This is a genomic window from Venatorbacter sp. C2-1 (assembly GCF_022832715.1).
In the GTDB taxonomy this organism is placed as follows: Bacteria; Pseudomonadota; Gammaproteobacteria; order Pseudomonadales; family Oceanobacteraceae; genus Venatoribacter; species Venatoribacter alkanivorans.
In genome coordinates, this window is record NZ_CP094879.1 from 1,132,548 (window position 1) to 1,155,978 (window position 23,431).

The window sequence follows — 23,431 nt, forward strand, 5'->3', positions numbered from 1 at the left end:
ATCAATTCTGGCTCAGGCTTTCCGGATCAATATCCAGGCGTTGCAGGGTACGCAGAATAATCTCGCTGTCAGGGGTTTGTTCCAGCCCCTGCAGCCATATGTCGCGCGCTTCGTTCTGATCACCGCTGAGCCATAACAGTTCACCGTAGTGGGCGGCAATTTCATGGTCTTTCATCATGTCGAAAGCTTTTTTCAGCAGTGGACGGGCGCGTTCGATATTGCCCATGCGGAAGTAGATCCAGCCCAAGCTGTCGATAACCGCCGGATTTTCCGGTGTCAGTTCCAGTGCGCGCTCAATTAACGGCAAAGCTTCAGCCCAGCGGTCGGTACGGTCGGCGAGGGTGTAGCCCAGTGCATTCAGGGCTTCGGCATGGTCTGGTCTGAGGCGGATAACCGTGCGCAGATCCTGCTCCAGTTTATTCAGATCCCCCAGACGTTCAGCCAGCATAGCGCGGGTATAAAGAAGATTGATGTCTTCCGGTGCAACGCTCAGTGCCTGGCTGATGAGTACCATGGCGTCTTCCGGCTGACCGGCAGCGGATAACAGGTCGACCTCGATCCGTACCAGTTCGCTTGAGTGTTGTGGAAAATCTCCGCGCAGGTCATTCAGATAACTGCGGGCGGCATCAATCCCCTGGGTATCATTCAGCAGATAAGAAGCTTTCAGGTGAGCCGCGAGAAATTCACGGCCGCTGCTGACCTGAGCGTACTGCTCAATGGCGGTGTCGTAGTCTTCTTCTTCCTGAGCAATTTTACCCAGATAAAAGTGGGCTTCGTCTGTATGCGACTGGTTGGCCAGCAGTTGATACAGATGCTCCCGCGCCTGTTCCCGCTGGCCCAGTTCTTCTTCCAGCAGGGCCAGTGACAGCAGAATGGCAGAATCTTCGGGGAAATTTTTGTGCAGCTTGGCAAAGGCATCGCGGGCACTGTCCATTTTGCGCTGCTCGAGCAGGATGCGGGCATGCAGAACCTGGATACCTTTATGCTCCGGGTAGTCTTCGTGAATATCTTCAAGCCAGTCGATAGCGTCGTCAGAGCGTTGCAGCAGCACCAGTATGCGTGCTTTCTGCAGGGCGGCACTCAGATATGCCGGATTACGTTTCAGCGCTTCATCTATATGCAGCAATGCTTCCGGATAGAGGCGCAGGTGTTGCTCCATTATGCCGCGTGCGTACCAGACGGAAGCATTCTCCGGGTATTTGTTGGAAAGAAGCTGAAACTTCGCCAGCAGAGCCTGTTGCTGTTCCTCCGGTAGCTGTCCGGCATTCGCAGCCAGATAGTCAAACTGACTGATGCCGGCAAGATCCTGCAATATCTCCAGATGTTCCAGTGCCTGGCTGAACTGGCCCTGTTCCATCAATAGCTGGGCTGCCGCCTGGTGAGCAGCGGGGTTTTCGGGCTCTTCTTCTAGCCAGATGGCAACGGCTTCAATGGCGTGGGTGTCGCTGCCAACATACTGGGCGATACGGGCAGCACGTTCGGCAATGGCCGGATCACGGGTGGTACGGGCCTGATCCATATAGTTGTAGAGCGAAATATCAAAGCGCTGGCGCTGGCCGGCCATTTCTGCAACCAGCAGGGAATACAGTGTGGCTGCAGGAATCGGGCGGTAGACCGGTTCGGCTGAGGTACCGGTAGGCGGGGTGGTTTTATAGTGAATACTTTGTGGCTGGGTGTTATCAGCCGGAACGCTTTGTTGCTGATCCGCTGCCGGTGAGGTGCCGAAACTGGCGCAGCCCGGAAGGACGATCAGCGCCGAAAACAGCGGCGCCAGCCAAAGACCTGTACGTAGGAAAACAGGCAGCGGCGGGCGCTCAGAAGAGGTACGGCGGGACTCACGGATGTAAAAAAACATATAAAGAGAAGACCTGATGATTCGGATGCCAGTATGAGATAGCGCATGCTATTTAGGGTCAGATAGCGATTTAAGTCAAAGATTTCAGCGGCAAAGCCGCGGCCAGATGTTTATAATCCCCGCTTTTGCATAGCCGCCACCTGCTGTGACGTGCAAAGCGACTGCTTAGTTGCAGTACGCTTGGCGTTTTTTGGGCAGGTCAGGCACTCCGCCGCTGATGATCGTCAGCGGAGCAGTTTGAAAGCGGGAGCAGCGTCAGTCGACATGGGTATTTGGGCACTGGGGATTAACCATAAAACAGCACCGGTTGCTGTGCGTGAGCGTGTTGCCTTCGATCCGGCGTCTATGCCGGCGGTGTTGGGCGAAGTGCAGGCTCTGGACCCTGTGTCTGAAGTAGTGATCCTGTCGACCTGTAACCGTACCGAAATTTACTGCTCGGCTGATGAATTGCGCGAAGAGGTGATCGTCGACTGGCTGGTCCGTCATCATCATATTGACCGCCGCGATCTCGATTCGGCCCTCTATTGCCTGACCAGCGAGCAGGCGGTGCAGCACACCATGCGTGTTGCCAGCGGTCTGGATTCGCTGGTGCTGGGTGAGCCGCAGATTCTCGGCCAGATGAAATCGGCCTTTGCCGTGGCGCAGGAAGCCGGCACCGTCGGTTCCGAGTTAGGGCGTCTGTTCCGCCAGACCTTTTCCATTGCCAAACGCGTGCGCACCGATACCGCCATCGGTGAAAACCCGGTGTCGGTCGCCTTTGCTGCGGTGCGTATGGCACAGCATATCTTTGCCGATATGGCCAACAGCCGTGCGCTGCTGATTGGTGCCGGCGAAACCATCGAACTGGTGGCCCGTCATCTGTATCAGGCCGGCGTGCGCGATATTATTGTCGCCAACCGCACCCTGGCACGGGCGCAGAACCTGGCGCAGGAATTTCATGCCGAAGCGGTGCTGCTGGAAGACATTCCCAATGTACTGGCACGTGCTGATATCGTGATCTCATCCACCGCCAGTCCGTTGCCGATTCTGGGCAAGGGCATGGTCGAGAAAGCGCTGAAAAAACGCCGCCACAAGCCGATGTTTATGGTCGATATCGCTGTACCGCGCGATATCGAAGAAGAAGTTGGTGAGCTGTCGGATGTCTATCTGTATTCGGTAGACGATCTGCGCAGCATCATCGAAGAAAACGTGCGCTCCCGTGAAGACGCCGCGCGTCAGGCCGAAGAGCTGATTCTCTCCGGCGTCGACCATTTTATGCGCGAGCTGAAAGCGCTGGATGCGGTGCAGACCCTGACCGATCTGCGCAGCAGTATTGATGAGCTGCGTGAAGAACAGCTCAGCAAAGCGCTGAAACAACTTGAAAACGGTGCCGACGCAGAAAAAGTGTTGCGCCAGTTTGCCCATACCTTCAGCAATAAGGTGCTGCATGCACCGACCACTGCGCTGCGCAAAGCCGGTGCTGAAGGCCGTCTGGAAGTGCTCGACTGGACCCGCGAACTGTTCAGCCTGAACAGCCCTGCGGCGCCATCCTCCTCTGCTGATACCGAATAAACCATGAAAAGCTCGATTCTGAATAAACTCGAACACCTGCGCGACCGTTATGAAGAGGTCGGACATCTGCTGTCTGAGCCGGATGCGGCCAACGATCAGGATCGTTTCCGCAAGCTGTCGAAGGAATACGCCGATCTCGAAGTGATCGCCCAGACCTACAGCGATTACGAGCAGGCCGGCGCCGATCTGGCAGAAGCCAAAGCCCTGGCCGCCGATCCTGATCCGGATATGCGCGCCATGGGTGAGGAAGAAGAGCAGGCCGCCGGCGAGCGTCTGCAGCAGCTGGCGCATGAGCTGGAAATTCTGCTGTTGCCGAAAGATCCGGACGATGGCCGCAACGTGATTGTCGAAATCCGTGCCGGTACCGGCGGTGACGAAGCCGCGATCTTTGCCGGCGATCTGTACCGTATGTACACCCGTTATGCCGAAACCCGTGGCTGGCGCACCGAACTGATGAGTGCCAGCGAAGGTGAGCACGGTGGCTTTAAAGAGGTGATTACCCGCATCTCCGGCACCGATGTGTATTCACAGCTGAAGTTTGAATCCGGCGCGCACCGTGTGCAGCGGGTACCCGAGACTGAAAGTCAGGGCCGTATTCATACCTCGGCCTGTACCGTAGCGGTGATGCCGGAAGTTGAGAGCGAAGAAGAAATCGACATCAACAAGAACGATCTGCGCATCGACACCTTCCGCGCCTCCGGTGCCGGTGGTCAGCACATTAACAAAACCGACTCGGCCATCCGCGTTACGCACCTGCCAACCGGGCTGGTGGTGGAATGTCAGGATGAGCGTTCGCAGCATAAAAACCGCGCCAAGGCGCTGGCGGTGCTGGCGACCCGGTTGCGCGACGCCCAGCGTCAGGCCGCCCAGGCAGAGCAGGCGGCGACGCGCAAAAGTCTGGTCGGCTCCGGTGACCGCTCAGAGCGTATCCGCACCTATAACTATCCGCAGGGCCGGGTTACCGATCATCGCATCAACCTGACGCTGTATAAGCTCGACGAAATTGTGCAGGGCGATCTGACGCCGGTGATTGAGCCGTTAATCCGCGAGCATCAGGCCAATCTGCTGGCTGAGATGGCAGGCGGCTGATGATCTCTGATCCGGCATCCGTGCTGAGCATTGAAGCCTGGTTAGCCGAGGCACGAACGCAGCTGGAAGCCGGTTCCGACAGCGCCCGGCTGGATGCCGAATTGCTGCTGGCCCACGTGCTGCAGCAGAGCCGTACCTGGCTTTACACCTGGTCTGATCGGCCATTAAGCGCAGAACAGCAGCAGGCAGCGGATGCCTTACTGGCGCGGCGTCTGGCCGGAGAGCCGGTGGCCTATCTGCTGGGTGAGCGCGATTTCTGGTCGCTTAATCTGAATGTGAACCCTTCAACCTTAATTCCCCGCGCTGACACCGAAACCCTGGTGGAATGGGCACTGGAATTACCTTTGCCAGCCAACAGCCGGGTGCTCGATTTAGGCACAGGCACTGGCGCGATTGCTTTGGCGCTGGCGTCGGAGCAACCTTCCTGGCTGGTATCCGGCGTTGATTTTAATGCTGATGCCGTGGCGCTGGCGCAGAGCAATGCCGTCCGTAACCAGCTGGAACGGGTGGCTTTTGCTCAGTCCGACTGGTACAGCGCCGTCAGTGGCGATTTCGATCTGATCGTCAGCAATCCTCCTTATATAGATGAAGACGATGAGCATATGGCGCAGGGCGATGTGCGCTTTGAACCACGCTCAGCACTGGTGGCCGATAACCATGGCCTGAGTGATCTGGCGCTGATTATTGACCGGGCGCCGGACTTTCTGCGCGCCAATGGTTGGTTATTGCTGGAGCATGGTTATCAGCAGGCGGATGCGGTGTGTGAGTTATTGCGCGCCCGTGGCTTTACTGAGGTGAGTAATCGTCGTGACCTTGCTGGCCAGCCGCGCATCAGTGGTGGCCGCTGGCCGCAGCAGGTGATGGGATAAATGATGAACGATCAGCAATTACTGCGTTACTCGCGCCATATTCTGTTACCGCAGCTGGATATTGACGGGCAGCAGGCGCTGCTCGACGCCCATGTGATGATTATCGGCCTCGGCGGTCTTGGCTGCCCGGTGCTGCAGTATCTGGCGGCCAGCGGTGTTGGCCGCCTCAGTCTGGTCGATGATGACCGTGTAGAACTGTCGAATCTGCAGCGCCAGACCGCCCATGGCAGTGCTGATGTTGGCCTGCTGAAAGCAGAGTCCGCCGCCGCCGAAGTGCAGCGGTTAAATCCGGAAGTACAGGTGATCACTCACGCTCTGCGCGCTGATGCCGACTGGCTGATGACGCAACTGTCCGCCGCGGGTGACGCGCAGGAAGACCGGGTGAAAGTGGATCTGGTCATCGACTGCAGTGATAACAGTAACGTGCGCTATGCGTTGAATCGCGCCTGTATTGCGCACTCTGTACCCTGGGTTTCGGGCGCGGCGGTTGGGCTGAATGGCCAGATTACTGTGTTTGATCCACGTCAGGCTGATGCTCCCTGCTATCGCTGTTTGTACCCCAGTCTGGATAATCAGCAGCTCAGTTGTGCCGAAAGCGGCGTGTTGTCACCGCTGGTGGGGGTTATTGGCGCCATGCAGGCACTGGAAGCACTGAAAGTGTTGGCGGGCATCGGCGAAAGCCTGAGTGGCCGTTTGCTGACCTTCGATGCTCTACAGGGCGAGTGGCGGCGCTGGGGTATCAGCCGCAATCCTTCCTGTTCCGACTGCCAGAACTGACGCTTCCTTCCGACAAATCTGTCACCCTGTGTTTTTTGTGTTGCTTTCTGCGCTGGTCGCTACCTGCAGCAGCGGTTGAAATTCTCTGTGAATTCAATCGCTTTGCACTATTAATTCTACTTTATGCTTATGTAGTAATATTTGGCCTCTGTTTTGCTCCTTATCTGTCACTTCGACAATAACAAGCGTGAGGCAGACTATGGCCAGAGTTATCATATTGGGCGCCGGTACCGGTGGTATGGCAGGCGCGTATGAAATCCGCGAAATCCTGAATAAAGAACACCGGGTTACGGTTATCAACGAACGTGAAGACTTTCAGTTTGTTCCTTCGAACCCCTGGATTGCGGTTGGCTGGCGCGAACGCCCGGAAATCAGTTTTCCTATCCGCCCTCATCTGGAGAAAAAAGGCATTGAATTCATCGCTTCGGCGGTGGTTACCATCGATCCCAAAACCAACCAGCTGACGTTAGCCAATGGCGATGTTGAAGCCTATGACTATCTGGTGATCTGCACTGGCCCGAAACTGAATTTTGCCGCGGTTGAGGGCGCTGGCCCACATGGCGGTTTTACCCAGTCGGTGTGTTCGCTGGATCATGCTGAAACCTGTTATGACAATGTTAAAGCCATGATTGCCGAACCGGGCCCGGCGATTGTCGGTGCCATGCCGGGCGCTTCCTGTTTTGGGCCGGCTTATGAGTACGCCTTTATTCTTGATAAAGAACTGCGCAACAAAAAAGTCCGTGACCGTATTCCTATGACCTATGTGACCAGTGAGCCTTACATTGGTCATCTGGGGTTAGGCGGTGTGGGGGATTCCAAATCGATGCTGGAAAGCGAGTTGCGTAACCGTCATATCAAATGGATTACCAACGCCAAAGTCACCCGCGTGGCCGACGGCATGATGTATGTCGATGAGATGAACGACGATGGTTCACTGAAAAAACAGCATGAGCTGCCGTTTAAGCACTCCATGATGTTGCCGTCCTTTGCCGGGGTTGACCCGGTGGCTGCGGTGGAGGGGCTGGTGAATCCGAAAGGCTTTGTCATTATCGATGAGTTCCAGCGTAACCCGACCTTTAAAAATATTTTCTCGGCGGGTGTGTGTGTTGCCATTCCTCCTGTAGAGGAAACGCCGGTTCCGACCGGTACACCGAAAACCGGCTATATGATCGAATCCATGATGACGGCGATTGCGCATAATCTGGCGGCTGACCTGGATGGCAAAGGTGAAGCTAATGCCCGCGGGACCTGGAATGCAATCTGTCTGGCGGATATGGGAGACACTGGCGCGGCCTTTGTTGCCATCCCGCAGATTCCGCCACGCAATGTCACCTGGTTCAAAAAAGGTAAGTGGGTGCATCTGGCGAAAATTGCTTTCGAAAAATACTTTATCCGCAAGATGAAAACCGGTTCGAGTGAGCCGATTTATGAAAAATACACATTAAAAGCATTGGGTATCAACCGTCTAAAGGATGAGTAATGACAGATATAGCCGGAGTTAAATTCACAAATGTTTTTTATTACAGGTAAATATTAAAGGATGATTTACTAAACGCCCCATTTTTGAACGTGGGGCGTTAACACAAATAAATTTTATCGTGTATATCCAAAAGTATAGTTTTTAATAGGTTGCTTCAATCCAAGAAAATATTACTTATATTAATATCGTCTGATATTCCTGGTGCCGTTGATTTTTGTGGGGCGATAGATCATGCTGCGCTTTATATCAAGGATGTCGAACGAGAATCAGGTTATGGATACAGCAGTGCCGAACCCCAATACTCAGATAACTTTTATGCCGGAAGACAATTCATCTGAGCAACAGTATTCATATCACCCTTCGCTATTAGCTTCTCTTAACCAGCAATTACGCACGTCATTAAAAACGCCAGCGAAAATTTCTGCAGGAGAATGGCCTGAACGTATAACAAATGTATTTTCTGAAAGTGTCTGTCAGGTAATTAATGATTCTCCGGCTCTGCCGGTATTTCAGCAATGTTTTCAGGAACTTACGGGGTTTTATTGCTCGCTGGATATTCCCGCTCCTTTACGTCAGCGTCAATTTATTAATAAAAATGGCTTAGTGATGTCGCCGGATTATGCCATCCGTACGGTACTGGACAGCCAGCGTGTGGGAGCATTCTGGCAGGCGCTCAGTAACATTCTGCCGCAGTATGCAGAGCGCGAATGTCATCTTGTTTATCCTGCCTGTGGCCCCTTTGCACCACTTCTTCTGCCGGTACTGCATTTTCTGCGTGAACAACAACAGTTACCGGAGAAGCTGGAAGTTACCCTGATTGATATTCATCCGGCTGCTGCTCAGAGTTTGCAGGCTTTGGTGGAAGTCACTCAGCTTGATTCTGTTGTGCAGGTATTATGTCAGGATGCCTGTGACTACCGCGCCGAACATGGCAGTGTGGATATTTTGCTGGTGGAGGCCATGCAGCATGGTCTGAGCCGGGAAGGGCATCTGAATATATGTCAGCATTTTGCCCCTCTGCTGGCCGAAGACGCATTGTTGTTACCGGAAAAAGTCAGTGTCCGTGCTGTTCTTACTCAGGCCGAAGATGAATTTCCGACAGAGCCAAGAGCAGAGGGCGAAAAAAATACACGCCGGATTGATATCGGCCCTGTGCTGGAGCTGAGTCGTGACACTCTGCGACAGCTGGATCTGCTCCGTCTGGATGATGGCAGTGAGCTGATCCGCTGCCTTCAGGTTAAGATCCCTGAAGATCTGGATACCTCTGTTGAACATATTCTGTTGCTGACCACTGAGATTCAGGTTCATCAGGATTTATCACTGCCTGAGTATGCATCCGGTATCACTCATCCGCTGCCGGATTTAAGTGTCTGTATTGGTTTTGAACCGCGCAATCCTCAGCCCGGTGACCTGCTGATAAAACCTGGCGACAGTATTCTTTTTTATTACCGTAAGCAGGGGTTACCCGGTTTTCTGCCGGTGTATGTGGAGCCGGTATGAAGCTGATTATTGCCACTCAGACCAGTCTTGCCCTGCCATTAATTCAGGATCTCTATGCCCGTCAGCAACTGGCGGCTGTATGGCTTTACGATGTAACGGGGGAAGACAGCCGGCAGTTAGCAGCACAATGCTCCATGCTGGGAATTAATCTGCTGGTTATGGATCCGGAACAGCCTCAGGTTCTGATTGATCATCAGAAAACGCTGCAGGCCGATGCCATCGTTTCCTGCTATTTATCCTTCTTATTTCCACCGGCGATGGTGCAGGCTCTGCAGGGTAAACTCCTTAATATTCATGCCAGTGATCTGCCACAGTGGCGTGGTGCAGATCCTTTGTTCTGGCAAATTTCAACAGGTGCTGAAAGCAGTTGTCTGACTTTGCATCAGATTGCAGAGCAGGCTGATAGTGGTGACATTCTTTTTCAGCAGGAATTTGCTATACACCCATACGATACCCATCAGGGGCTTAATCTTTATCTGTCGCAGCAGATGCCATTATTTATAGCGCAATGGTGGTCATCAGGCGGTATAGATCTTAAACCGCAGCCGCAGCGTGTTGTGCAAAATACGGATAAGCCTGCCACACGCCCTGACATTAATTCGGCGGGTATCAACTGGCAGCAATCAGGGTGTCTGGAGATTTTTAATCTTGCCCGCGCCTGTAATCCAAACCTGGGTGGGGCAGCTTTCAGTTTTAATCAGGAGGTGTTGTACTTGCTGGAGGCAACTCCGGTCAGGTATCCATCCTATGGGTTAGAAGCAGGAACCATTGTGCACATCGGTGAACCGGAAGGTTTATTGGTTGCCTGTCACGATGGTGTATTACGCCTTGATGTTATTTATTTATCGGCAGGGATATTCAGTGGACTGCGCTTCGCTGAGCGTTATCAACTTCAGGCCGGACAAAGCTTTGACAGTTATCCAATAACAAAACGGGAGAAGCAGGATGGAAGGAACAATAGCCAATATAACGAACTTTGCCGGTAATTTTGCCCCCAGGAACTGGGCATATTGCCATGGACAATTACTGGCGATCAGTCAGTATGATGCTCTGTTTTCATTGCTCGGTACGAATTTTGGTGGTGATGGGCGCACAAGTTTTGCTTTGCCAAACCTGTCGGGCCGGACGTCCATAGGTACCGGGCATGGTCCGGGTTTAAGTGATCGCAGAATCGGAGAGTGGGTCGGGAGTGAGGATGTAACTCTCACCATTGCCCATATGCCAGCACACAATCATTCGGTGCGTGTTGATCACGCTGGGCATATCGAAATTCCGGTTAACACAGCGGTAGGAGATGCAGATGAAGCGAGTCCGGGCAGTGGTGTTCTGGCAAACAGCGGTGGAGATGTTTATGCCAGCTCCGCGAGTATCAACGCTGTTTATTCCGGCAGCCCGCTGGCGGTTAATGGTCTTGAAGCCGTGGCGACCAATACCGGAGCAGGGAAAGAGTTCAATAATATGCAACCTTCTCTGGCACTGCCCGCCATCATTTGCATGTTTGGTATTTACCCATCCCGAAGCTAATCAAGGAGAATAAAAATGGAAGGAACAATTGCAACCGTTACCCAGTTCGGCGCTAACTGGGCTCCGCGAGCCTGGTCATTTTGTGGTGGCCAGTTGATTGCTATTTCAAGCAATACCGCACTGTTCTCTATTATCGGCACTATGTACGGTGGCGATGGCCGGACGACTTTTGCTTTGCCTGACTTACGTGGTCGTTGTGCGCTGGGTACTGGTGCTGGTCCGGGTTTGACGCCGCGTTCTGCTGGACAGAAGTTTGGTACCGAAACGGTAACCCTTACCAGTCTGAATCTGCCTTCTCACAACCATGCGGTGATTGTGCAAAGTGCCGGTCATGTTGCGGTGCCTGTTAATACTGAGACAGGTGAAGCAGATGAAGCCAGTCCGGGGGCTGGTGTTCTTACCAATAGTGGCGGTGATGTTTATGCCAGTGCACCGACAGCCAACGCTATGTACTCAGGTAGTCCGATGCCTGTTGCGGGTCTGCAGGTAGAAACCGGTTTAATGGGCGGCAGCCAGTCGTTCAATAATATGCAACCATCACTGGCAATCAGCTACATTATCTGTACACAAGGGGTATTTCCTTCGCGTGGTTGATGAATACCGGACCGGTTTACCGGTCCGGTATTTCTGCACCTAAGGAAATCTGAATAACGAATGGAGATTGGTATGAAGCAATTTTTATTTTTACTATGTTTTTTGCCGTTAGTTGCTTCAGCCGCAACCCAGAACAGCTCGCTGGACTCTCCGGGCGATGTAGCAATTCTGGCATACAACGGTTATGACGTCAGTCCTTCAGTTATTTATAACGATGGTTTAACTTTTCTATTGGTTGATGACTGCCCGAACGGAACAACACTGACCATTACAGATGAAGAATGGGATGGTACCGCCTTTTCAACGCCAACCGGCGAAGGCAATTTAACCTGGACAAATAATACCGGCAGTACTCTTGCCAGAGGGACGGTAATTAAAATTACCAATGCTTCCGATGATCCAAGCACTTCTGGTATTACCGTTAATATTGGTAGTGCTGCGGAAAGTGATACCGGTTTTAATATGATCGATGGTGATCAGCTTTATATCTATACCGGAACCCGGGCAGCACCTGGTGTTTTTCTGGCTTTTTATGGTGACGAAAGTAGTCTTGGTAATGGAGATGCAGCAACTATTTCAGGGACTTCGCTTGTTAACGGGCAAACTGCGCAACTGAATATTTTACAAGGCTATTACATCGGTCCCGCATCTTGTAACTCAACACTGTCAGATTGTTTATCCCAGATTTATAATACTTCGAACTGGTCATTTACAGATAACCCAAGTTATCCCAGCAATCTTCCGGATACTTTTACCGGCTCGTTATTTTCTACCAATAACGCTCCAACAGCTGCAAGCTTTACTGCAAGCCCTGTTTATCAGGGAACAGCTTATGCTTTTTCAACGTCGGATTTTTCATATTCCGACACTGATGGTGATCCTTTAAATCATATTCGTATTGTCACTGTTCCTGCACAGGGAAGTCTCTGGCTTGACAGTGATGGCAGTAATACGATTAATGGCGGTGAATCCGCTATGAGTAATGGATCGCCGGTCAGTAAAGCCAGTATTGATGCCGGTTATCTTAAATATCTGAACACTACAGGTTCATCTTCCAGTTTCACTTTTGATGTTAATGATGGCACGGAATACAGTGCGTCTGCTTATACCGCAACGCTGACAGTAACAGCCTACCCATCCATCACCTTATCAGCCAGCAGTACGAGTCCCGCAGAATCTGCCGGCAGTATTAATTTAACTGCAACCGCCAGTCATGCTTTTAATCAGGATATTACGGTTAATCTGAGTTACTCAGGAACAGCAACCAGTGGTGTTGACTATACCCAGATCAGCAGTCTTGTGATTACCACAGGAAATACGACGAAAACCTCAGCGCTGAGTATCAGCGAAGATGCAACAGAAGAGGTCAACGAAACAATTATTGTCGATATTTCGACGGTCAGTAATGGCACTGAATCCGGCACGCAGCAACAGACGATAACCATTGTTGATAATGATCAGACAATTCCTTCCGTTGCTATATCCGGGGCCAGTGGCACTATCAATGCGGCTTTTACCGCAACTTTCACCTTTAGTGAAGATGTCACCGGCTTTACCGTTGGCGACATTGTTGCCGGTAATGCCTCCGTCAGTGCCTTCAGCGCGACCAGTGCATCGGTTTATACCGCGTTAATTACGCCAACCACAGATGGTGCAGTCACGGTGGATGTTGCAGGCTCTGTTGCCCAGGATGGTGTTGGCAATAACAACACGGCTGCGACTCAGCTGGCAGTTACTTATGACGGCACAGCCCCGACAGTGGCTATCAGCGGTGCCAGCGGCAGTATTAATGCTCCGTTTACCGCGACCTTTACCTTCAGTGAAAATGTTACCGGTTTTACCGTTGGCGATATTGTTGCCGGTAATGCCTCCGTCAGTGCATTCAGTGCGACCAGTGCATCGGTTTATACCGCGTTAATTACGCCAACCGCAGATGGTTCGGTAACGGTGGATGTTGCTGGCTCTGTTGCCCAGGATGGTGTTGGTAATAACAACACGGCGGCAACTCAGCTGGCGGTTACTTACGATGCGACGGCACCGACGGTGGCTATCAGTGGTGCCAGCGGCAATATTAATGCAGCGTTTACTGCGACCTTTACCTTCAGCGAAAATGTTACCGGCTTTACCGTTGGCGATATTGTTGCCGGTAATGCCTCCGTCAGTGCGTTCAGTGCAACCAGTGCATCGGTCTATACCGCGTTAATTACGCCGACTGCAGATGGCGCAGTAACGGTGGATGTTGCTGGCGCTACTGCTCAGGACGCTGCGGGTAATAACAACACGGCAGCAGTGCAGTTAGCCGTTACCTACGATGGCACCCAGCCTTCTGTTGTTATCAGTGGTGCCAGCGGCAGTATTAACGCAGCGTTTACCGCAACCTTTACCTTCAGTGAAAATGTTATCGGCTTTACCGTTGGCGATATTGTTGCCGGTAATGCCTCAGTCAGTGCGTTCAGTGCGACCAGTGCATCGGTCTATACCGCGTTAATTACGCCAACCGCAGATGGTTCGGTAACGGTGGATGTTGCTGGCTCTGTTGCCCAGGATGGTGTTGGTAATAACAACACGGCGGCAACTCAGCTGGCGGTTACTTACGATGCGACGGCACCGACGGTGGCTATCAGTGGTGCCAGCGGCAATATTAATGCAGCGTTTACTGCGACCTTTACCTTCAGTGAAAATGTCACCGGTTTTACCGTTGGCGATATTGTTGCCGGTAATGCCTCCGTCAGTGCGTTCAGTGCGACCAGTGCATCGGTTTATACCGCGTTAATTACGCCAACTGCGGATGGCGCAGTAACAGTGGATGTTGCAGGCTCTGTTGCTCAGGACGCTGCGGGTAATAACAACACGGCAGCAGTGCAGTTAACCGTTACCTACGATGGCACCCAGCCTTCTGTTGTTATCAGCGGTGCCAGCGGCAGTATTAACGCAGCGTTTACCGCGACCTTTACCTTCAGTGAAAATGTTACCGGTTTTACCGTTGGCGATATTGTTGCCGGTAATGCCTCCGTCAGTGCATTCAGTGCGACCAGTGCATCGGTTTATACCGCGTTAATTACGCCAACTGCAGATGGTTCGGTAACGGTGGATGTTGCAGGCTCTGTTGCCCAGGATGGCGTTGGTAATAACAACACGGCGGCAACTCAGCTGGCGGTTACTTACGATGCGACGGCACCGACGGTGGCTATCAGTGGTGCCAGCGGCAGTATTAATGCTCCGTTTACCGCGACCTTTACCTTCAGTGAAGCGATGAGCGGTATTACCAATAATAATTATATCAGCGTCAGTAATGCTTCTGTGAGTGCGTTTAATGCAATCAGCTCTTCAGTGTATACCGCATTAATTACGCCAACCGCAGATGGCGTTGTAACTGTGGATGTTACTGCAGGGGTTGTGCAGGATACGGCGGGTAACAACAACATGGCTGCTGCTCAGTTGACTGTTACCTACGATGCTACGGCACCAGCGGTTGTTATTACTGGTGCCAGTGGTTCGATTAATTCATCATTTACCGCCACCTTTACCTTCAGCGAAGCGATGATGGGTATTACCGATAACAGCTACATCAGCGTCACTAATGCTTCTGTTGGTGCATTTAATGCAATCAGCTCTTCAGTGTATACCGCATTAATTACGCCAACTGCGGAGGGCGCTGTAACGGTGGATGTTGCTGCGGGGGTTGTGCAGGACACGGCAGGTAATAGCAATACGGCAGCAACACAGCTGGCGATTACTTACGATACAACGGCACCGACGGTTGTTATCAGTAGTGCCAAAAGCAGTTTCAATGCTCCATTTACTGCGACTTTTACGTTCAGCGAAGCGATGAGCAGTATTACCGATAACAGCTACATCAGCGTCACTAATGCTTCTGTTGGTGCATTTAATGCAATCAGCTCTTCAGTGTATACCGCATTAATTACGCCAACTGCGGAGGGCGCTGTAACGGTGGATGTTGCTGCGGGGGTTGTGCAGGACACGGCAGGTAATAGCAATACGGCAGCAACACAGCTGGCGATTACTTACGATACAACGGCACCGACGGTTGTTATCAGTAGTGCCAAAAGCAGTTTCAATGCTCCATTTACTGCGACTTTTACGTTCAGCGAAGCGATGAGCAGTATTACCGATAACAGCTACATCAGCGTCACTAATGCTTCTGTTGGTGCATTTAATGCAATCAGCTCTTCAGTGTATACCGCATTAATTACGCCAACTGCGGAGGGCGCTGTAACGGTGGATGTTGCTGCGGGGGTTGTGCAGGACACGGCAGGTAATAGCAATACGGCAGCAACACAGCTGGCGATTACTTACGATACAACGGCACCGGCGGTTGTTATCAGTAGTGCCAAAAGCAGTTTCAATGCTCCATTTACTGCGACTTTTACGTTCAGCGAAGCGATGAGCAGTATTACCGATAACAGCTACATCAGCGTCACTAATGCTTCTGTTGGTGCATTTAATGCAATCAGCTCTTCAGTGTATACCGCATTAATTACGCCAACTGCGGAGGGTGCCGTAACGGTGAATGTTGCTGCCGCAGCTGCTCAGGATGTTGCGGGTAATAACAACACAGCTGCGACTCAGCTGGCCGTTACTTACGATGCTACAGCGCCAACGGTTGTGATCGGCGGTGCTAGTAGTACGATTGATGGGCCTTTTACCGCAACCTTTACATTCAGCGAAGCGGTCGGTGATTTTGTGGCGGCAGATGTCACGCTGACCAATGCCACTCCCGGAGCTTTTGTTGCTGTCAGTCAGACTGAATACCGTCTTGAGGTAACTCCGGCAGCGCTTGGTCAGGTAACGGTAACGGTTGCTGCCAACAGTGCGCATGATGCTGCGACTAACGGTAACTCCCCAAGTACTCTGTCAGTCGACTATCAGAATGCGGTACCTACGCTCAGCCTGCAGGGACCGGCCCTGGCGACCGGAAGCTTTACCCTCACGCTTGAGTTCAGCGAAACCGTTACAGGTCTAGAGGAAACGGATATCACCGTTGCTAATGGCAGTGTTCAGCAGCTGACCGGCAGTGGTGCTCTGTACAGTGCAGAAATTCTTCCGGCAACCTTGGGGTCTGTAGTCAGCATTAGTGTTGCAGCAGGCGCAGTAAAAGATCTGAGTGGTCAGGATAATCAGGCTGCAATGCTGATGGTGTTTACCAACAATAATGGTTCTGTTGGTATTTCTGGTCTTGCCGTAGAGGGCCAGGCTCTGTCAGCGCAGGTGAATGATGCTGACGGTATTGATGATGCTACTCAGGTTTATCAGTGGCTGTCGGATGGTAACCCGGTTGGAAGTGCAGCAACTTACACCATTGTTGCGGGTGATGTTGGTCACAGCATCAGCCTGCAGGTCAGTTACACGGATGATCTTGGCCGTGATGAGCAATGGACATCCGCCGCAACCGGTACTGTGATCAGTATTCAGCAGTACGCTCTGGATACCATTTCAGCTGCTGCCGGAAGCGACGTTAATGCCGCACTTCTGACGGTTGTTCAGTACCGTCAGGCCGGACTGGATTGGCCGGATAACGTTGGCTTTACCCGTATCCTGCCGATTCTGAACAGCGCAGTTGCCCGTTCTCAGGCTGATGATGTCAATGAGTTGTCAGAGCTGGAAGCCCTGGTTGCCCTGATTATGGAAGCCCAGGACGATGACGGTGATGGTCTGCCGAACAGCCTCGAAGGGGATGCAATTAGTGACAGTGATGGTGATGGCATTGTTGACCGTAAAGACACCGACAGCGATCAGGATGGTCTGTCTGACCGGGTTGAGCTGGGTCTGGTGCTGACCGACACCGACAATGACGGCATTATCGATTTCTTCGATGCCGATATCGATAACGATGGCAATGTCGATGATGGCCGTACCGACGACAACCTTGATGGTGCGGAAGACAGTCTGATGACCGTTGAAGGTTATCGTACAGCCAATGCTCTGGCGGATGCTGACAGTGATGGCCTGCTGAACAGTCAGGATCTGGATTCCGATAACGATAGCATTGGCGACATCGTGGAGAATCGTCTGGCCGATGCTGACGGTAATCTGCTGGTTGATGATGCGCGTGTTGAAATCGATGACAGTAACGATCTGATCGACGATAACAACGATGGCATCTTTAACTTCCTGCAGCTGAGCAGTGATGGTATTCAGACGGATTTCTCGCGCACTGGTTTGCCGAAGCTGCTGGATGCCGATAACGATGGACGTCTCGACAGCACGGTGGATATGGACCGTGATGGCCTGATAGACGCTGTGGATAACGCGGTCGGGGCCTTCGGTTCTCTGCCCGATATTGATGGTGATGGTATCCCGAACCATCTGGATGATGATGATGACGGTGACGGCATTCCGGATGCGGATGAAAATCCACAGCTGGGCTTCTTTACCGGTCTGGATGCTGATGCCGATGGTATTGATGATGGCGTTGATTACGATGTGAACGGCCTGATCAGCGGCACTGACACCAATGCTAATGGCGTACGTGATGACCGTGAGATGCCGGATCACGACAACGATGGTATCGCTGACCATCTGGATCCGGACTCCGATAACGACAATGTCACCGACGGAGAAGATCCATCAATCAATACCGGCGATGATGTAACGACCGCTACCGGTGCATTCAGTCCATTAATGCTGCTGATTGCCGCAGCACTGGCGATGGCCGGACGAATGGCTGCGCGGGTGTCTGTGCCGGCATCAGTGCCGACATTGTTGCTGGTCAGCATGCTCTGGGCGCCGCTGTCGCAAGCCAACAGCACGCAGCCTGCCAGTGAATTGGCGATGGATGATATGCACTGGCTGCTGGCCTGGGGCGTGGGCTATAGCTGGCTTAGCCCGGAAGTACACGGCAATAATAAAGTCACCGACGACGGCGGGCTGGCCGGGCATTTTGCCGCCGGCCTGCAGCTGAACGATGCCTGGCAGGTTCGCTATCAGTACAATATTCCGGGTTCTGCCGAGGTTAACAGCGCCGCTATCGAATACACAGTGCACAGCCTGCTGGCGCAATACAGCCAGCCACTGCAGGGGCAGTGGCGCTGGATGCTGGGAGCGGGAGCCTCGCAGATTGACGTTGATGTGGCAGCGGGCTTTAACGCGGATCTGGATAGCGAAATCCAGCTGAGCCTGCAGGCCGGTGCCAGTTATCAGCTGCCCAACAACATCAGCATTGCTTTACAGGCAACCCGCTATTCGGATGATGTGCAGACCCTGATGCTGGACTTCAGCCATCTGATTCCCTGATAGCGGCACAGGTGTAAGTAATAAAAAAACGGCCCGGGCATGCGAATGTCCGGGCCGTTTTTTTATGCGCCGCGTTTGTCGCGGCCAGAATGCTGTGTAGGGTTATTCTTCGCCGAACAGTGAGCAGTCAATCAGGTCGCACAGGCAGTGAATCACCAGCAGGTGAACTTCCTGAATCCGCGCCGTTATATTGGCTGGTACCCGCACCTCAACATCGTCACGGGTAAGAAGTGACGCCATATGGCCACCGTCTTTACCGGTTAAGGCAACTACCGTCATATCGCGCTCGTGGGCGGCCTGAATGGCCTGCACCACGTTGGCGGAGTTACCGCTGGTGGAAATGGCCAGCAATACGTCGCCGGCATTGCCCAGAGCACGGATCTGCTTGGAGAAAATCTCGTTATAGCTGTAATCGTTGGCGATTGAGGTCACGGTCGATGAGTCGGTGGTCAGAGCAATGGCCGGCAGACTCGGACGCTCACGCTCAAAGCGGTTCAGCAGTTCGGAAGAAAAGTGCTGGGCATCGCCGGCAGAGCCGCCGTTACCACAGGTAAGAATTTTCCCGCCGCTGAGCAGGGCATTCACCATAATCTGCGCCGCGCGCTCAATATAAGGTGGAAGCTCTTCTGCTGCGTGGGTTTTGGTTTCGATACTGGCGCCAAAATGGCCGATGATCCTATCCTGCACAATAACGCTCCGGGAGTAACAGATGGGCCATCATAAATGAGCCATGAGACAAAACCAAATAACAGTGATTCTCAGAGAAATAATGTATCCAGAAGCGGATGCAGCCAGTGGCTGAAAAGCGCCACCTGAGCGCAAAGCAGCAACACCAGCAGCAACCAGCCATCGGCACTGCTGCAAGTGGTTATCTGTTTCTCCGGCAGCAGCGCCTGTATACGCACGCCACTGGCCTGGGTCGCCATATCGGTCTGCGGCTGCAGTTGCTGCAGCAGTGCGGCCAGTTCCTCAGGTGCATAACCCTGGCTGGTGACATAGGCGTCGCACTGTAATTCACAGTTCAGCGCAAACTGTTCTTGCAGGGCTTTGCGTGCCTTTGGCAGCCACAGCAGGCTGGCCCAGTGCAGCAGGAACTTGCGCAGGTTGTCACGGCGGATAAGGTGGCAATATTCATGCAGCAGCACCATGGCCGACTGCTGTGGCGTCAGCTGTTGTTGCAGCGCACTGGACAGATAGATCCGTGGGCGCCAGAGCCCTGCACACCAGGCCAGAGGTAACTGCGAATGAATCAGGCGGAAGTCTGGAGCTGCGCTGCTGTTACCGGACGGGTTACCTGCTGTGCTGAGCAGATCCACACTGGCCAGACGCTGACGTCCGCGCCGCAACTGATGATTGAACAGCAATAACGCAAACAGCAGCAGAGCGCTGACAACGCCTGCCAGTACGGCTCCGGTCAGCGATGAGGAACTGACATCCGGCACATGGGGGCCACACAACTGCCCGTGGCAATGGGCGCTGTGCAGGGCGCCGGTCAGTTCCGGATTCATCAGCAGAAACACCACCCAGAAGGTCACGACCCAGGGCAGCAGGGCGTACAGCATCAGCAGGCGGGACTGCTGCTGTGGGCGGCTGTTGCGCAGTGTTTTCTGCAGCAGAGGAAACAACAGGGCCACCAACACCGATGACGCCGTCAGGCTAAACGCACTGGCCAGAAGAATATCGGCCAGCTCAGGAATCATGGCCAATTCAGGAGTCATTGTTTGCGCAGCGGCTTTCTGACTCGTCATTCAGAGCCTGATGCAGACGATTTCCCATGGCCGGTGCCACATCCGCTAAATAATCGATAAAGCCCGACACCATAGGCGCCATATCGCCGCCACTGAGGTCGGCGGCAATGTCGTGCAGCAGATTGCTGATCAGCGCCTGCTTCTGCAGCACAGCACTGTAAAAAAACGCCCGGCTTTCTTTGCGGCGCTGCAGCAGGTCTTTGCGGTGTAAACGCTCCAGCGTGCTTTGCACGGTATTCAGCGAGATGTCTTCCTGCAGGCTGGCATGCACCTGCTGCACCGACAGTGCTCCCTGTTGCCAGAGTACTTCCAGAATGGCCAGCTCGCGCTTTCCCAGTGCCGGGGTGCGTGAGCGGGCGGCCGGCAGTTTCAGCCAGCGGGTTAAATCGGTGCTGCGGTTCATGGGTCGTTTGGCCGTTTCTTTTACGCGTTTTCTGGCGCGTCCGTTATTTCCATCCCTTACCTGCCGCAGATGGCGAACACCGAGCCGTTATCGGTATTCATCTGGGCTGATAAGTTCGTCAGCAGATGATGATATTTTCGTTAACAGGGCCGGTGGCGGCAATTGTTGAGAGCCGCCTTACGCCGCTTAAATGGACAATGAGGATAAAGATGAAAATTCAGCCAGCCGGTTTTTTGTTATTGGGGTTGCCTGTGTTGGCCGTGGCGCAACAGGCGCCGCTTAACGATAACCCGGCAACAAAAGGCGCATCTTTGGATACCCAGCAGGTTACGGCCAGAAATCAACTGCCGGGTGAGGCGATGTCGGCCTCGCAGGGGTATGTCACCGCCGACGATATTAACAGCCGGCCGTTATTACGCACCGGCGAAGTGCTGGAGCTGGTGCCCGGCTTAGTCGTCACCCAGCACAGTGGCAGCGGCAAGGCGAACCAGTATTTTCTGCGCGGCTTTAATCTCGATCATGGTACCGACTTCGCCACCTTTGTTGATGGTATGCCGGTCAATATGCGCACCCACGGCCATGGTCAGGGTTATACCGACCTGAATTTTATAATCCCGGAAAGCATCGGTGCGCTGAGTTATCAGAAAGGCAGTTACTACGCCGATGTGGGTGATTTCAGCGGTGCCGGCAGTGCCGCCCTGCAGACCGCCGATGTCTTTGCGCAGGGTCTGGCGCAGCTGAGTCTGGGCGAAGATCAGTATCGCCGGGCGCTGTTGCTCGACAGTCTGAGCAATGCTCAGGGCGACTGGCTGTATGCACTGGAGCGCAATACCTACGATGGCCCCTGGAGCGATATCCGTGAAGATCTGGATAAAACCAGCCTGCTGCTCAAACATCGCCGTACACTGGCCGGCGGCAAGCTGAGCCTGTCCTTTATGGGCTACGACAATCAATGGAACAGCGCCGACCAGATTCCGCAGCGCGCGGTCGACAGCGGCCTGATCGATGAGCTGGGTTCGCTGAACGACAGCGTGGGCGGAGAATCCAGCCGCTACAGCCTGAATGCCATCTGGCAGCGTGAGGGTGTTCAGGCTTCGGCCTATGCCATCCGTTACGACATGAACCTGTGGTCGGACTTCACCTATTTTCTCGACGATACCGTCAACGGCGATCAGTTTGAGCAGGTCGATAAACGCTGGATCTACGGCGGCCAGATCAGTTACCTCTGGCACTCAGAGATGGCCGGACTGGCGATGAGCAACCGTATCGGCGCTGACCTGCGCTATGACGATATCGGCGAAGTCGGTCTGTACCGCAGCAAGCAGCGCCAGCGTATGGGAACCGTACGCAGCGACCGCGTAGGCGAACTCAGCAGCGGCTTCTATGGAGAAAACACCCTGTACTGGAATGAACGCGTGCGCACCGTGCTCGGCCTGCGCTACGACCACTACCGTTTTGACGTGCAAAGCCGGGTTGGCAGCAATATCAACGGCGTCGATCTGCATGCCAATAGCGGCAAAGCCAGCGACGACAACATCGCCTTAAAAGGCAGCCTGATCGTCGCCCTGAACCGCGACTGGGAAAGCTATCTGGCGGCGGGGCAGGGACTGCATTCCAACGACGCCCGCGGCACCACCATTCAGGTTGATCCGGCCGATGGCAGTGCGGTTGCGGCGGTTGATCCGCTGGTGGATTCGATGGGTTATGAGGTCGGTGTGCGCGGTATTATGGCCGGGCGTCTGAGCACCTCGCTGGCGTTGTGGCAGCTGGATCTCGACAGCGAACTGCTGTTTGTCGGCGATGCCGGTAATACCGAAGCCAGCCGTGCCTCACGGCGCAAAGGGCTGGAAATGACGCTCTATTATCAGCTGAACGAGCGCTGGAATATGGATCTGGAATACGCCTGGACCAAAGCAGAATTACGCGGCGATGCGGCCGGGGGGAACGAGATTCCCGGTGCGGTGCGCAATGTGCTGCAGGCGGGCATCAGCAGCCAGCGCGGTGCGGGCTGGTTTGGCAGTCTGCGCCTGCGCTATTTTGGTGAGCGGCCGCTGGTGGAAGATGGCTCGGTCACCTCCGATCCGACTACAGTGGTGAATCTGCGCAGCGGCTACAGCCTGAACAGCTGGGTGTTCAGTGCCGATGTGCTTAATCTGTTCGACAGCCGCGATCACGATATTGATTACTGGTACGCCTCGCGTCTGGCGGGCGAAAGCAGTGAGCAGGAGGATATTCATTACCATGTAATCGAACCGCGCACTGTGCGTCTGGCGGCGGCCTATCAGTTCTGAGGCGGGTGCTGTCTGTTGCTATACGGGGTCAGCCAAACACATTCCGCAGCCACTCAAACTGCACCGGCTGACCACTGCCCGACATCACGTCAAAGCGGCAGTCCGGCGGGTTCGCACCATAGTGTTGCTGCAGATAGTGCTGAGCTGTTTTGACTAAGCGCTGTTGTTTGTGATGAGTGATGCTTTCGGCGCCGCTGCCGTGGCTTTGGCTGGCGCGGTAACGCACCTCAACAAAGACCAGCACCTTGCCGTGGCGCATAATCAGGTCGATTTCACCGCCGCGGATGGTGTAATTGCGGGTAACGGCTTTCAGCCCCTGACGCTTAAGGAAGTGTTCGGCGGCCTGTTCAATCTCGGCGCCTTTTTTACGGGTTGCAGGCTTTTCTGCAGTACAGGTTTCAGCGGCAGAGGAATTCTCTGCCGTTTGTTCTGAATCCTGCGGGTTTTTGTCTTTGCGGGTAAACCACATGGCATCCTTGCCTCGTGAGTTATGCGG

16 protein-coding genes are annotated in these 23,431 nt (G+C 53.6%); 11 read left to right on the forward strand and 5 right to left on the reverse strand.

Translation table 11 applies throughout. From position 1 onward, the window contains the following. Nucleotide 1: 1 nt before the first annotated feature. On the reverse strand, nt 2-1,855 hold the full coding sequence (locus MT343_RS05160) for a tetratricopeptide repeat protein (RefSeq protein ID WP_145469547.1): 1,854 nt from the start codon (nt 1,853-1,855) through the stop codon (nt 2-4). A gap of 264 nt (nt 1,856-2,119) precedes the next feature. On the opposite strand from MT343_RS05160, the gene hemA reads away from it, so the two are divergent. From hemA to MT343_RS05210, 10 genes are all read left to right on the forward strand, one after another. Further along, nucleotides 2,120-3,406: a glutamyl-tRNA reductase gene (hemA, locus tag MT343_RS05165; RefSeq protein ID WP_145469546.1), complete on the forward strand. Its 1,287-nt coding sequence runs from the start codon at nt 2,120-2,122 to the stop codon at nt 3,404-3,406. Nucleotides 3,407-3,409: 3 nt separating this feature from the next. Beyond that, nucleotides 3,410-4,495, forward strand: coding sequence for a peptide chain release factor 1 (gene prfA, locus MT343_RS05170; protein ID WP_145469545.1), 1,086 nt, complete (start codon nt 3,410-3,412; stop codon nt 4,493-4,495). After that, complete coding sequence (gene prmC, locus MT343_RS05175; protein ID WP_304650345.1) at nt 4,495-5,364, forward strand: peptide chain release factor N(5)-glutamine methyltransferase; 870 nt, start codon at nt 4,495-4,497, stop codon at nt 5,362-5,364. Before prfA ends, prmC begins: the two co-directional genes overlap by 1 nt. Next, on the forward strand, nt 5,365-6,141 hold the full coding sequence (locus tag MT343_RS05180) for a HesA/MoeB/ThiF family protein (protein ID WP_222428576.1): 777 nt from the start codon (nt 5,365-5,367) through the stop codon (nt 6,139-6,141). A 199-nt stretch (nt 6,142-6,340) separates the two neighbouring features. Then, complete coding sequence (locus MT343_RS05185) at nt 6,341-7,621, forward strand: NAD(P)/FAD-dependent oxidoreductase (protein WP_145469544.1); 1,281 nt, start codon at nt 6,341-6,343, stop codon at nt 7,619-7,621. A 273-nt stretch (nt 7,622-7,894) separates the two neighbouring features. Continuing rightward, nucleotides 7,895-9,121: a hypothetical protein gene (locus MT343_RS05190; protein ID WP_145469543.1), complete on the forward strand. Its 1,227-nt coding sequence runs from the start codon at nt 7,895-7,897 to the stop codon at nt 9,119-9,121. Then, a complete protein-coding gene (locus MT343_RS05195) occupies nt 9,118-10,107 on the forward strand; it encodes a methionyl-tRNA formyltransferase (RefSeq protein WP_145469542.1) in 990 nt (329 codons plus the stop codon). The genes MT343_RS05190 and MT343_RS05195 overlap by 4 nt, the downstream gene beginning before the upstream one ends. Further along, a complete protein-coding gene (locus tag MT343_RS05200) occupies nt 10,067-10,645 on the forward strand; it encodes a phage tail protein (RefSeq protein ID WP_145469541.1) in 579 nt (192 codons plus the stop codon). The genes MT343_RS05195 and MT343_RS05200 overlap by 41 nt, the downstream gene beginning before the upstream one ends. 15 nt (nt 10,646-10,660) lie before the next feature. Continuing rightward, nucleotides 10,661-11,239, forward strand: a complete 579-nt coding sequence (locus tag MT343_RS05205) for a phage tail protein (protein WP_145469540.1) — start codon at nt 10,661-10,663, stop codon at nt 11,237-11,239. A 72-nt stretch (nt 11,240-11,311) separates the two neighbouring features. Then, on the forward strand, nt 11,312-18,493 hold the full coding sequence (locus tag MT343_RS05210; protein ID WP_243989462.1) for an Ig-like domain-containing protein: 7,182 nt from the start codon (nt 11,312-11,314) through the stop codon (nt 18,491-18,493). Between the two features lie 102 nt (nt 18,494-18,595). Here MT343_RS05210 and MT343_RS05215 read toward each other — a convergent pair whose 3' ends face one another. The 3 genes from MT343_RS05215 to MT343_RS05225 all read right to left on the reverse strand — a co-directional run bounded on the left by MT343_RS05215 (nt 18,596) and on the right by MT343_RS05225 (nt 20,644). Beyond that, the gene (locus MT343_RS05215; RefSeq protein ID WP_444875581.1) at nt 18,596-19,180 is read right to left on the reverse strand and encodes a phosphoheptose isomerase; all 585 of its coding nucleotides are present in this window, start codon (nt 19,178-19,180) and stop codon (nt 18,596-18,598) included. Nucleotides 19,181-19,251: 71 nt separating this feature from the next. Further along, entirely contained in the window at nt 19,252-20,211 is a 960-nt protein-coding gene (locus MT343_RS05220; protein ID WP_186435909.1) for a M56 family metallopeptidase, read from the reverse strand. Continuing rightward, nucleotides 20,201-20,644, reverse strand: coding sequence for a BlaI/MecI/CopY family transcriptional regulator (locus MT343_RS05225; RefSeq protein WP_145469093.1), 444 nt, complete (start codon nt 20,642-20,644; stop codon nt 20,201-20,203). Before MT343_RS05225 ends, MT343_RS05220 begins: the two co-directional genes overlap by 11 nt. Nucleotides 20,645-20,853: 209 nt before the next feature. On the opposite strand from MT343_RS05225, the gene MT343_RS05230 reads away from it, so the two are divergent. Next, entirely contained in the window at nt 20,854-22,935 is a 2,082-nt protein-coding gene (locus MT343_RS05230; RefSeq protein WP_145469094.1) for a TonB-dependent receptor, read from the forward strand. Between the two features lie 28 nt (nt 22,936-22,963). Here MT343_RS05230 and MT343_RS05235 read toward each other — a convergent pair whose 3' ends face one another. Then, nucleotides 22,964-23,404: a YraN family protein gene (locus MT343_RS05235; RefSeq protein WP_145469095.1), complete on the reverse strand. Its 441-nt coding sequence runs from the start codon at nt 23,402-23,404 to the stop codon at nt 22,964-22,966. Between the last annotated feature and the right edge of the window lie 27 nt (nt 23,405-23,431).

Excerpts from the sequence above, each read along its gene's own strand:
- MT343_RS05210 (WP_243989462.1), top strand. The coding sequence starts at position 11,312 with ATGAAGCAATTTTTATTTTTACTATGTTTTTTGCCGTTAGTTGCTTCA.
- MT343_RS05225 (WP_145469093.1), bottom strand. The coding sequence starts at position 20,644 with ATGAACCGCAGCACCGATTTAACCCGCTGGCTGAAACTGCCGGCCGCC.
- MT343_RS05230 (WP_145469094.1), top strand. The coding sequence starts at position 20,854 with ATGAAAATTCAGCCAGCCGGTTTTTTGTTATTGGGGTTGCCTGTGTTG.
- prfA (WP_145469545.1), top strand. The coding sequence starts at position 3,410 with ATGAAAAGCTCGATTCTGAATAAACTCGAACACCTGCGCGACCGTTAT.
- MT343_RS05180 (WP_222428576.1), top strand. The coding sequence starts at position 5,365 with ATGATGAACGATCAGCAATTACTGCGTTACTCGCGCCATATTCTGTTA.
- MT343_RS05235 (WP_145469095.1), bottom strand. The coding sequence starts at position 23,404 with ATGTGGTTTACCCGCAAAGACAAAAACCCGCAGGATTCAGAACAAACG.
- MT343_RS05160 (WP_145469547.1), bottom strand. The coding sequence starts at position 1,855 with ATGTTTTTTTACATCCGTGAGTCCCGCCGTACCTCTTCTGAGCGCCCG.
- hemA (WP_145469546.1), top strand. The coding sequence starts at position 2,120 with ATGGGTATTTGGGCACTGGGGATTAACCATAAAACAGCACCGGTTGCT.
- prmC (WP_304650345.1), top strand. The coding sequence starts at position 4,495 with ATGATCTCTGATCCGGCATCCGTGCTGAGCATTGAAGCCTGGTTAGCC.
- MT343_RS05220 (WP_186435909.1), bottom strand. The coding sequence starts at position 20,211 with ATGACTCCTGAATTGGCCATGATTCCTGAGCTGGCCGATATTCTTCTG.
- MT343_RS05185 (WP_145469544.1), top strand. The coding sequence starts at position 6,341 with ATGGCCAGAGTTATCATATTGGGCGCCGGTACCGGTGGTATGGCAGGC.
- MT343_RS05200 (WP_145469541.1), top strand. The coding sequence starts at position 10,067 with ATGGAAGGAACAATAGCCAATATAACGAACTTTGCCGGTAATTTTGCC.
- MT343_RS05190 (WP_145469543.1), top strand. The coding sequence starts at position 7,895 with ATGGATACAGCAGTGCCGAACCCCAATACTCAGATAACTTTTATGCCG.
- MT343_RS05205 (WP_145469540.1), top strand. The coding sequence starts at position 10,661 with ATGGAAGGAACAATTGCAACCGTTACCCAGTTCGGCGCTAACTGGGCT.
- MT343_RS05195 (WP_145469542.1), top strand. The coding sequence starts at position 9,118 with ATGAAGCTGATTATTGCCACTCAGACCAGTCTTGCCCTGCCATTAATT.